Below are 11,097 nucleotides of genomic sequence, written 5' to 3'. Positions count from 1 at the left end.
ACGCCCCGCCCCCGCCCCCCCCCCCCCCGCCGCCCCGCCCCCCCCCCCCCCCCCGCCCCCCCCCCCCCCCCCCCCCGCGGGGGGCCCCCCCCCCCCGGCCGCGTTCCCGGGGGCCACCGCCCGCCGCACGAAAAACAACAAGCGGACAAACCCCGGCGGTTACCCCATTCGGGTCTGATCGTTGTACCTGTCGGGCCACCAAGCTGTCACCGCAGCAGCGCCCCTGCCAGGCACCCCACGACAGGGCCGGCCCCCTGCCGCAGACCCGTTCCCGTGAGGACACCGCATGACCGCCCCGCCCGGCACCCCGCCTCCGCAGCCCGCACCCCCCGCGCACCCGCTCGCCGGCGGACGCACGGGCGCCGAGGCCCTGCGCCCCCTCCTCGACACCGTCCTCGACGCCCTGCGCACCGGGGCCGAGGAGCGCGGCGGGCCGATTCCGGCCGGCGGCCCCGACGCCCTCGCGGCCCGCGTCGCCGCCGCGCTGGGCGAGGTACTGCCCGAAAAGGGCCACGGCGACCACGAGGCGCTGCGGACCCTCGTGCACACCCTCGCCGCGGGCGCCGCGGACCCCGCCGACCCCCTGTGCGCGGCCCACCTCCACGGGCCGCCCCTCGCCGTCGCGGCCGCCGCCGACCTCGCCGCCTCGGCCCTCAACCCCTCCCTCGACTCCTGGGACCAGGCTCCCGCCGCCTCCGCGATCGAAGCCCTGCTCACCCGCGCCCTCGCGGCCGAGTTCTACGACACCCTCCACCCCGACGCCCTCGTCACCACCGGCGGCACCGAGGCCAACCAGCTCGCCCTGCTCCTCGCCCGCGAACGCCACGGACCCGGCCTGACCGTCCTCCACGGAGCCAACGCCCACCACTCCGTCCCCCGGGCCGCCTGGCTCCTGGGCCTGCCCCCCGCCACCTCCCTGCCCACCCCCGCCGGCACCCTCGACCCGGACCGCCTCGCCGAAGCGCTCGCCGCCGCCCGCGGGCCCGTCCTCGTCACCGCCACCGCCGGAACCACCGACGCCGGGCTCATCGACCCCCTCGAAGCCATCGCCGACCTGTGCGAGCGGCAGGGCGCCGACCTCCACGTCGACGCCGCGTACGGGGGCCTCCTCGCCCTCAGCCCGCGCCACCGCCCCCGCCTCGCGGGCCTGGCCCGCGCCCGGTCCCTCACCGTCGACCTGCACAAACTCGGCTGGCAGCCCGTCGCCGCAGGATTCCTCGCCGTCCCCGACACCGCCCTGCTGGCCCCCCTCGCCCACCGGGCCGACTACCTCAACGCCGCCGACGACACCGAAGCCGGCCTCCCCGACCTCCTCGGCCGCTCCCTGCGCACCACCCGCCGCCCCGACGCCCTCAAGATCGCCGCCACCCTGCGCTCACTCGGCCGCGACGGCCTCGCCCACCTCATCGACCGCACCTGCGAACTCGCCCACCACCTCGCCCGCCTCCTCGACGCGCACCCCCGCTTCGAACTCCACGCGCCCCCCACCATCAGCACCGTCCTCTTCCGCCCCACCCACACCGACGACACCGATCTCGCCGCCCTGCGCCGCACCCTCCTCCTCGGCGGCCACGCCGTACTCGGCCGCGCCACCGCCGACGGCCGCCTCTGGCTCAAGGCCACCCTGCTCAACCCCCACACCACCGCGCGGGACCTGGACACCCTCGTCACCCTCCTGGAAGGCAGCAGCCACCGATGACCGCCCAGCTCGATGCACCCCACGACCTCGTCGGAATCGGCATCGGCCCCTTCAACCTGTCCCTCGCCGCCCTCGCCCACGGCCTCCCCCACCAAGGCGCCGGCGAACTCGCCACCGCCTTCTACGACCAGCGCCACGACTTCCGCTGGCACCCCGGGCTGCTCATCGACGGCACCACCCTCCAGGTGCCCTTCCTCGCCGACCTGGTCACCCTCGCCGACCCCACCAGCCCCTGGACCTTCCTCAACTACCTCCGGCAGAAGGAACGGATCTTCCCCTTCTACTTCTCCGAGCAGTTCCACATCCAGCGCGCCGAGTACGACGCCTACTGCCGCTGGGTCGCCGGACGCCTGCCCGGACTCCACTTCGGCCACCAGGTCGACGCCGTCCGCTGGAACCCCGAACGGGACCTCTTCGAAGTCGACTACACCCAGCTCGACACCGGCGGCGAGGCCGAGGCCCTCGGCCGCACCTACACCCGCAACCTCGCCCTCGGCATCGGCACCGCCCCGTACGTCCCCGAACCGCTGCGCCCGCTCGCCGACGCCCCGACCGTCCCCGTCATCCACTCCTCCGAGTACCTCGACAACCGCCTGCGCATCCTCGGAGCCGAGCACGTGACGGTCATCGGATCCGGGCAGTCCGGAGCCGAGGTCTTCCTCGACCTGCTCCGCTCCCGCCCCGCCGGCCGCGAACGCCTCACCTGGCTCGCCCGCACACCGTCCTTCGCCCCCATGGAGTACTCGAAGCTCGGCCTCGAACACTTCACGCCCGACTACACCCGCTACTTCCACGCCCTGCCCGAGCCGGTACGCGACCAGCTCGTCCCCGCGCAGTGGCAGCTCCACAAGGGCATCGACGCCGGCACCATCGCCGCCATCCACGACGAGCTCTACCGGCGCACCCTCCACGGGGGCTGGCCCGACACGGTCCTGACCCCCGGAGTCAGCGTCCGCACCGCCGGCCGCGTCGCCACCACCAAGGTCGAACTCCACCTCGACCACGCCCAGCAGGGCACCCGCTCCCGGCTCACCACCGACGCGGTCGTCCTCGCCACCGGCTACCGCGAGCGCCCGCTCACCAGCCTCCTCGCCGGCCTCGACCCCTACCTGCGCAAGGACTCCTCGGGCCGGCCCCGCATCGACGAACGCCACCGCATGGTCCTCGACCCCAGCGTCACCGGCAGCATCTTCGTCCAGAACGGCGAACGCCACAGCCACGGAGTCGGAGCCCCCGACCTCGGGCTCGCCGCCTGGCGCAGCGCCGCCATCCTGAACACCCTCACCGGCAAGGAGCCCTACCCGCAGCCCGCCCGCACGGCCTTCACCACCTTCGGCCTCGAACAGCGGGAGCACACCCGGCCCGCTCCCACGGTCGAGCTGCTCCCGCTGGTCGAACACCCGTAGGCGCGGGGAAACCGGTCGGACCGGCTAGAACACCGGAACCCCGGCGCGGGTCAGGCGCCAGTCCACGGACGCGAACTGCGCCGGGTCGATGGTGCCCTTCGCCTTCACCCACTGGATGATCGTGTTGCGGATCTCCTCCGAATTCGCCCACAGCTGCTTCGACTGCGGCACGTGCGGGAAGTTGCCGCCGCCCGACGCCCGGTAGTTGTTCACCGCCAGCACGAACCGCGCCGCCGGATCCACCGGCTTGCCCTGGAACGACAACCCGGAGATCCGCGAACCGGCCGGCTGCGCGACGTCGATGTCGTACGCCAGTCCGTACACGGCGTCGTAGTTGTAGTCCGGGATGTTCTCCGCGTTCGTCAGCTTCGCCGGGTCCACCGGGGCGCCCGCGGCCGTCTGCACGTAGTACCGCGCCGAGAACTCCAGGTAGTCCTTCAGCTGGGCGCCCGTCAGCAGCCGCGCCTCAAGGGTGTTCTCGAACGGGTACAGACCCGCCGCGTCCTTGATCGTCACCTGTCCGGCCGGGATCGCCGCCGTCCGGGAGAAGCACGACGCCTGCGAGACCACCGGCAGCGCCGCCCACTCCGTACCGGCCAGCGCCCCCTTCACCGTCTCCGCCTGCACGTGGCTGATCAGATCGATGATCGCGACGTCCTTCACCGGGCCCTCCGCCGAGGACATCGCCTGCGTCGACGTGCCGATCACCTGGTTCACGTACGCGACGACCTTGCGGTGCTCGTCGGACAGCAGCCGGGTGATCTTCGGGTCCTCGGCGACGGTGTTGGAGTTCAGCACCCGCGCCGACACCTTCGCCACCGACCAGCAGCCCTTGGCCCAGGTCAGCTCGAAGTCGAACAGCGTCAGGCGCTGGCCCCACTTCAGCGGCTCCGACAGGACCACGTCCTTGCCGGTCGCCTTGTTCTTCACCCGGTACTCCGGGATCTCCGTGTGGGCGTGGCCCACCAGGATCGCGTCGATCCCCGGCACCTGCTCCGCCACCAGACCGGCCGCGTTCTCGACGTACGGCAGCTGGTCACCGTAGGAGGACGTGCCGCTCGAACCGGAGTGCGCGGACACGATCACCACGTCCGCGCCCATCGAGCGGAGCTTGGGCACGTACTTCGCCGCCTGCTCCTCCAGACCCGGGAAGGTCATCTTCCCCTGCACGTTGGCCTTGTCCCAGATGGCGATGCCCGGGTTCGTCAGCCCCAGCACGGCCACCTTCACGTCCCGACCGTGCGGGGTCCGCAGCCGGTGCATGCTGTACGGCGCGAACGCCGGGCGCAGCGTCTTCGCGTCCAGGGCGTTCGCCCCGAGCAGCGGGAAGTCGCACTGCTCCTCGAACTTGCGGAGCACCGGGATGCCGTAGTTGAACTCGTGGTTCCCGAGCGCCGCCGCGTCGTAGCCGATCGCGTTCATCGCCTGCGCCATCGGGTGGACCGGCCCGCGGCGCGCGGTGATCGGGTCCACCTTGGCGTAGTAGTAGGACAGCTGCGTGCCCTGGATCGTGTCGCCGGCGTCGATCAGCAGGGTGTTGCGGCGCCCCTTCTGCTCGCGCACCTGGTTCACGAGCGTCGAGATCTTGGCGAGGCCGACGTCGTTGTGCGCCTTGTCGTCGAACTCCTTGTCGGTGAAGTAGTCCCAGTTGAAAACGTTTCCGTGCAGGTCGGTCGTACCCATCACCGTGAACGAGTACGTGTGCTGCCGCGCGGTCGCTTCGGCTGCGGCGGCCGGGGTGCCCGCGGCCCCCGTCAGCGCGACGGCCGCACCCGTGGCGGCCGAGGTACCCAGAAACGTCCTACGGTCGAACGCCATGCCATCTCCCCTTATTGGCGTGAACAACGCGCGTAGATTCTGACTGATGGGGAACGGGGAGCAACACCCCCGCCGGGTGCGGATGTCCTGACCTGCCGCCGTCGTCTTGACGCGGCACTGTCATGAGCCTTCAATCAAGCATTGAACTAAGGCAGTTGAGGTGAGTCCCCCCACCTGAAGTGATGTGATGTCATGGTCATGCGCACCACCTGGCGCCGCCGCACCGTACTCGGCGCCCTCGCCCTGCTCTGCTGGAGCGGCCTCGCCGCCCCGCCCACCGGCGCCGCGGAACCCCCCACCGCGGCCGCCGCAGCCGCCGCCGCGGCCACGTTCTCCGATGAGTTCGACGGCCCGGCCGGAGCGGCCGTCGACCCCGGGAAGTGGCAGACCGAGACCGGCGACAACGTCAGCAACCACGAACGGCAGTACTACACGGCGGGCAACCGCAACGCCGCCCTCGACGGCCAGGGCCACCTCGTGATCACCGCCCGCCGGGAGAACCCCGGCAACTACACCTGCTGGTACGGGCGGTGCGAGTACACCTCCGCACGGCTCAACACCGCCGGCCGCTTCACCCAGGCGTACGGACACGTCGAAGCCAGACTCAAGGTCCCGCGGGGCCAGGGGATGTGGCCCGCGTTCTGGATGCTCGGCAACGACATCGGCCAGGTCGGCTGGCCGAACTCCGGCGAGATCGACGTCATGGAGAACGTCGGGTTCGAACCCTCCACCATCCACGGAACGATCCACGGACCCGGCTACTCCGGCTCCGGCGGCATCGGAGCCGCCTACACCCTCCCCGGCGGCCAGGCCTTCGCCGACGCCTTCCACACCTTCGCCGTCGACTGGGCCCCCGACTCCATCAGCTGGTCCGTCGACGGCGCCGTCTACCAGCGCCGCACCCCCGCCGACCTCGGCGGCCGCACCTGGGCCTTCAACAAGCCGTTCTTCCTCATCCTCAACCTCGCCGTGGGCGGCTACTGGCCCGGCGACCCCGACGCCGGCACCGCCTTCCCCCAGCAGCTCGTCGTCGACCACGTACGGGTCACCACCTCCGACACCGGCACCGGCCGCACCGGCCCGATCACCGGCCTCGCGGGCAAATGCGTCGACGTCGCCGGAGCCAACCCCGCCAACGGCACCCCCGTACAGCTCTACGACTGCAACGGCACCCCCGCCCAGCAGTGGACCGTCGCCGCCGACGGCACCCTGCGCGCGCTCGGCAAGTGCCTCGACGTGACCGGCGGGGCCACCGCCGACGGCACCCCCGTACAGCTCTACGACTGCAACGGCAGCCCCGCGCAACGCTGGGCCCTGCCCGCGGCCCGCGACATCGTCAACCCGCAGGCCGACAAATGCCTCGACGTCGCCGGCAACAACCCCGCCAACGCCACCCGCCTCCAGATCTGGACCTGCGGCGGAACACCCAACCAGAAATGGAACCTCCCCAACTAGGGGGTCCCCCCCCGGACCACGCCGGGCCCGCGCTGACCGGCGCGGGCCCGGCGGCGGTCCCGTACCGGGCCGCCGCGCGCGACGCGCCGACGAAACCCGTACGACACGCCCCGGACGGCAGTGCGAGAGTGAAACCATGACCCAGGACTCCGCACCCCAGCCCTACGGAACACCCGAAGTCCCCCGCGTCGCCGTCCGCGGCGAGGCCCACCTCGAAGTCGACCCCGAGATCGCCCGCATCGGCATCAGCGTCACCGCCCGCGGCACCGACCGGCGCACCGCACTCGAAGACCTCACCCGGCGCAACAACACCGTTCTCGAGCTCGTCAAGAGCTACGGCGACGCCGTCGAGAAGCTCGAAACCGGCGCCTTCTCCATCAACCCCGAACTCACCCGCCACGGCCGCGCCGAACGCATCCGCGCCTACCACGGCCGCGTCCACGTCACCGCCGAACTCAGCGACTTCACCGCCCTCGGCGAACTCACCACCCGCCTCGCCGACCTCGAACTCACCAGCGTCGACGGCCCCTGGTGGGCCCTGCGCCCCACCTCGCCGGCCCACGGCGAAGCCCGCCGCCAAGCCGTGCTCGAAGCCGTCCAGCGCGCCCGCGAATACGCCGCCGCCCTCGGCGCCGACCTCGCCGCCCTCGTCGAACTCGCCGACCTCGGCGCCGAGAACGCCGTCCCGGCCTACCCGCAGGCGGCCCCCGGCGGCGGCATGCGCACCATGGCCTTCAGCGCCTCCGAGGACACCGCCCCGCCGCTCGACCTCGAACCGCAGCGCCAGACCGTCCACGCCCAGGTGAACGCCCGCTTCACCATGACCCCTCCGCAGCTGTGAACGCCCCCGCCCCGGCGCCCGCGTGGACCCTGGAGAGCCTGCGCGCCGACCACGCCCCCGCCCTCCTCGCATTCGAACGGCGCAACCGGGCCTATTTCGCCCGCACCGTCCCCGACCGCGGCGACGCGTACTTCACCGGGTTCGCCGACCGCCACCGCGCCCTGCTCGCCGAGCAGGAGAGTGGCCTGTCCCGGTTCCACGTCCTCGTCACCCGGCAGGGCGACCTGATCGGCCGCGTCAACCTCGTGGACATCGAGGACGGCGGTGCCGAGCTGGGCTACCGCATCGGCGAAAGCGCCGCCGGCCGCGGCATCGCCACCGCCGCCGTCGCCGAGATCTGCCGCGTCGCGCAGTCCGCGTACGGGATCTCGCGGCTCATGGCGGTCACCACGCTCGACAATCCGGGCTCCTTGGCGGTGCTCCGGCGCAACGGATTCACCCAGGTCGAGGCCGTGACCATCGACGGCCGGCCGGGCGTCCGCCACGAGCGCGCGCCGGCCCCCGCGAACTGATCGAAAAGGCGTGTCGGCAGACCCCCGGGGGTGCTCATCAGAGCACCCCCGTGCACATTCAACAATTGTCAACAACCTTTCGCCCAAAGGTTGTTGAGTGGACACCCGGAACCAATTTCCTACTGCCTGGTAGGGGCATACGCTCGCCCCATGCGCCGAGCAAAAATCGTATGTACCCTGGGCCCCGCCACCGACTCATACGACCAGATCAAAGCCCTGGTCGAAGCCGGAATGGACATCGCCCGCTTCAACCTCAGCCACGGCACCTACGCCGAACACGAGGAGCGCTACCAGCGCGTACGCAAAGCCTCCGACGAAACCGGCCGCAGCGTCGGCGTCCTCGCAGACCTTCAAGGCCCGAAGATCCGCCTCGGCCGATTCGCCGAAGGCCCCGTACTCCTTGAACGCGGTGACGAATTCACCATCACCGTCGAAGACCTCGAAGGGGACCGCCACACCTGCGGCACCACCTACAAGGGCCTCGCCGCCGACGTCACCACCGGCGAGCGCATCCTCGTCGACGACGGCCGCGTCACCCTCGAAGTCACCGGTGTCGACGGTCCGCGCGTGCGCACCCTCGTCATCGAGGGCGGCATGGTCTCCGACCACAAGGGGCTCAACCTCCCCGGCGTCGCCGTCTCCGTCCCCGCCCTCTCCGAGAAGGACATCGACGACCTCCGCTGGGCCCTGCGCACCGGCGCCGACGTCATCGCCCTGTCCTTCGTCCGCAGCGGCCGCGACATCGAGGACGTCCACCGCGTCATGGACGAGGAGGGCCGCCGCCTCCCGGTCATCGCCAAGATCGAGAAGCCGCAGGCCGTCGAGAACATCGACGACATCGTCGCCGCCTTCGACGGCATCATGGTCGCCCGCGGCGACCTCGGCGTCGAAATGCCCCTGGAACAGGTCCCGATCGTCCAGAAGCGCGCCGTCAAGCTGGCCAAGCGCAACGCGAAGCCCGTCATCGTCGCGACCCAGATGCTCGACTCGATGATCGACAACTCCCGGCCCACCCGCGCCGAGGCCTCCGACGTCGCCAACGCCATCATCGACGGCACGGACGCCGTCATGCTCAGCGGCGAGACCAGCGTGGGCAAGTACCCCGTCGAAACCGTCAAGACGATGTCCCGCATCGTGGAGGCGGCCGAAGAGGACATCCTCGCCAAGGGCCTGCCCCCGCTCACCGAACGCAGCAAGCCCCGCACCCAGGGCGGAGCCGTCGCCCGTGCGGCCGCCGAGATGGGCGACTTCCTCGGAGCCAAGTTCCTGGTCGCCTTCACCCAGAGCGGCGACACGGTCCGCCGCCTCTCCCGCTACCGCTCGCCCATCCCCCTCCTCGCCTTCACCCCCGACCCGGCGACCCGCTCCCAGCTGAACCTGACCTGGGGCGTCGAAACGTTCCTGGGCCCCCACGTCGACTCCACCGACGCGATGGTCGCCCAGGTCGAGGAAGAACTCCTGCGCATCGGCCGCTGCGTGCGCGGCGACATCGTCGTCATCACGGCCGGCTCGCCCCCCGGAGTCACCGGCTCCACCAACCTGGTCCGCGTCCACCACATCGGCGACCCCGTCCGCTGACGCCCCGCCTCCCCCTCCGCGTCGGGCCCGTCCGCCCGACGCGGCCACGGCCTGCGGCCCGCGCCGCCTAGTACTTCGGCCCGATGTGAGCATCCATGAGCGCGACGGAGGCCTTGCGGGCGACGGAGACGTTGTACGGCTGCCCGTGACGCGTGCAGTTCGTCCAGACGACTCCGAGTCGATCGAGCGTGTCCGTGAACAGCCTCCGGATGTCGTCGGAGACGTTGGTGAACCAGTAGCGGGGGTACTCGTACCGTTTCCCGTTGCGCACGGTCCAGTTGGTCAAGCGGCATCCGTCCGAGTGGATCAAACCCCGGACGAACTCCCAGGGGTGCTGGTCCACGATCTCTTGCTGCCAGGGCGCAAGGGCTATCACGCGCTCGTGCTTCCTGCCGGGTCCGTGCTGCGGGAACATGCAGGGCAGGTGGGTCGAGTAGACCTTGATGTTGTGGGCCCCCTTCACGCGGACCCTGCACGTCGCATGGCGGGGGAACACTGCCTTGAGCGCCGCCTCCGCCTCGTCCTGGACGCCGGGCCAGTGGTCATCCAGGGTGATCATGAGGCTCCAGGTTCGGTGCCCGGAGTAGCGGCTGACGTGGCCGTCGCCCAGATAGAGGCCGAGCAGGTACGCGTACGCGGGACGGTCCAACGGCACATCGTCACACTGCGGGCAATCCCGGGCGCGTCTCCCCGGGCACTCGCCGCGTTTGGCGCGGTCCTTGTGCTTCCAGTAGCCGACGGTGCCGAGCGGCACGTTCAGCTGTCGGGCCACGTCGGCGTTCTTGGCTCCGCCGCGAAGCAGCGAGAGGGCCGTTTGCCGTATTTCGAGGCTGTGGAACTCCATGAGTCAACTGTGTGTCACCGCTCATGGCCGTGCGTAGCAAAAAGCGGACGTTCATGCGAAGGTGAACGTCCGCTTTTCGGACAAGTGCCGGGTATGGGATTCGAACCCACACGTCCTTTCGGACAGAGGTGTTTGAGACCTCCGCGTCAGCCAGTTGCGCCAACCCGGCAATGTTGCTGGTCGGAGTGTACCGGGTGACCGCCGCGCACTGCAGCTAGGTAGGCTCATCCAAGCAGCACCGCCCCGCACCGAGGAGCCATCGTGACCGCCGAGCACGAGTCGACGCCCACGCCCGACGCCGACCAGTCGCACGTTCCGCCGCTGACGACGCGCGTCGTCATCGCCGAGGACGAGGCGCTCATCCGTCTTGACCTGAAAGAGATGCTCGAGGAAGAGGGCTACGCCGTCGTCGGCGAGGCCGGGGACGGGCAGACGGCCGTCGAGCTGGCCCGCGAGCACCGGCCCGACCTGGTCATCCTCGATGTGAAGATGCCCGTCCTGGACGGGATCTCCGCCGCCGAGAAGATCGCGGAGGAGTCCATCGCCCCCGTACTGATGCTGACGGCGTTCTCCCAGCGCGACCTCGTCGAGCGGGCGCGGGACGCCGGGGCCATGGCGTACCTGGTGAAGCCGTTCAGCAAGAGCGACGTCGTGCCGGCCATCGAGATGGCGGTGTCGCGGTTCGCGGAGCTGAAGGCGCTGGAGAAGGAGGTCGCGGACCTCTCGCTCCGGCTGGAGACCCGCAAGCTCGTGGACCGGGCCAAGAGCATCCTGCAGACGCAGTACGGGCTGACCGAGCCGGCCGCGTTCCGGTGGATCCAGAAGACGTCCATGGACCGCCGCATGTCCATGCAGCAGGTGGCCGAGGCGGTCATCGAGGACGCCGAGGAGAAGAAGAACGCCGCGAAGTAGTCCGTGCGTACGCGAGAGGCCCGCCACCGTTC

The 11,097-nt window shown here is 71.0% G+C and carries 9 protein-coding genes and 1 tRNA gene; 7 read left to right on the top strand and 3 right to left on the bottom strand.

Going from position 1 to position 11,097, the window contains the following annotated elements; genetic code table 11:
• Nucleotides 1–286: 286 nt before the first annotated feature.
• Nucleotides 287–1,699, top strand: coding sequence for a pyridoxal phosphate-dependent decarboxylase family protein (locus ACFYZS_RS30520; RefSeq protein WP_389019442.1), 1,413 nt, complete (start codon nt 287–289; stop codon nt 1,697–1,699).
• Nucleotides 1,696–3,105: a lysine N(6)-hydroxylase/L-ornithine N(5)-oxygenase family protein gene (locus tag ACFYZS_RS30515; protein WP_389019439.1), complete on the top strand. Its 1,410-nt coding sequence runs from the start codon at nt 1,696–1,698 to the stop codon at nt 3,103–3,105. The genes ACFYZS_RS30520 and ACFYZS_RS30515 overlap by 4 nt, the downstream gene beginning before the upstream one ends.
• A 24-nt stretch (nt 3,106–3,129) precedes the next feature.
• Here the strand turns inward: ACFYZS_RS30515 and ACFYZS_RS30510 are convergent, their stop codons facing one another.
• Nucleotides 3,130–4,923 carry a bifunctional metallophosphatase/5'-nucleotidase gene (locus tag ACFYZS_RS30510; RefSeq protein ID WP_389019436.1) on the bottom strand — a complete coding sequence of 598 codons (1,794 nt, stop codon included), beginning with the start codon at nt 4,921–4,923 and terminating at the stop codon, nt 3,130–3,132.
• Between the two features lie 192 nt (nt 4,924–5,115).
• Here ACFYZS_RS30510 and ACFYZS_RS30505 point away from each other — a divergent pair, with 192 nt between their 5' ends.
• The 4 genes from ACFYZS_RS30505 (at nt 5,116) to pyk (ending at nt 9,309) form a co-directional block, all read left to right on the top strand.
• Complete coding sequence (locus ACFYZS_RS30505) at nt 5,116–6,378, top strand: ricin-type beta-trefoil lectin domain protein (RefSeq protein WP_389019433.1); 1,263 nt, start codon at nt 5,116–5,118, stop codon at nt 6,376–6,378.
• Nucleotides 6,379–6,514: 136 nt separating this feature from the next.
• Entirely contained in the window at nt 6,515–7,219 is a 705-nt protein-coding gene (locus ACFYZS_RS30500; RefSeq protein ID WP_389019430.1) for an SIMPL domain-containing protein, read from the top strand.
• On the top strand, nt 7,216–7,731 hold the full coding sequence (locus ACFYZS_RS30495; protein WP_389019427.1) for a GNAT family N-acetyltransferase: 516 nt from the start codon (nt 7,216–7,218) through the stop codon (nt 7,729–7,731). Before ACFYZS_RS30500 ends, ACFYZS_RS30495 begins: the two co-directional genes overlap by 4 nt.
• Before the next feature lie 150 nt (nt 7,732–7,881).
• Complete coding sequence (gene pyk / locus ACFYZS_RS30490; RefSeq protein ID WP_389019424.1) at nt 7,882–9,309, top strand: pyruvate kinase; 1,428 nt, start codon at nt 7,882–7,884, stop codon at nt 9,307–9,309.
• Nucleotides 9,310–9,376: 67 nt separating this feature from the next.
• On the opposite strand, the gene ACFYZS_RS30485 is transcribed toward pyk, so the two are convergent.
• Both ACFYZS_RS30485 and ACFYZS_RS30480 read right to left on the bottom strand, forming a co-directional pair.
• Complete coding sequence (locus ACFYZS_RS30485; protein ID WP_389019421.1) at nt 9,377–10,153, bottom strand: helix-turn-helix domain-containing protein; 777 nt, start codon at nt 10,151–10,153, stop codon at nt 9,377–9,379.
• Nucleotides 10,154–10,238: 85 nt separating this feature from the next.
• Nucleotides 10,239–10,322: transfer RNA gene (locus ACFYZS_RS30480), tRNA-Leu, on the bottom strand.
• Nucleotides 10,323–10,414: 92 nt separating this feature from the next.
• Here ACFYZS_RS30480 and ACFYZS_RS30475 point away from each other — a divergent pair.
• Nucleotides 10,415–11,065: an ANTAR domain-containing response regulator gene (locus ACFYZS_RS30475; RefSeq protein ID WP_389019418.1), complete on the top strand. Its 651-nt coding sequence runs from the start codon at nt 10,415–10,417 to the stop codon at nt 11,063–11,065.
• Nucleotides 11,066–11,097 lie beyond the last annotated feature (32 nt).

Origin of the sequence: Streptomyces sp. NPDC001903 (assembly GCF_042891345.1) — a bacterium.
Lineage (GTDB): Bacteria > Actinomycetota > Actinomycetes > Streptomycetales > Streptomycetaceae > Streptomyces.
Note: the sequence above shows the minus strand (reverse complement) of the source record. Positions and strands in the feature narration are given on the sequence as shown.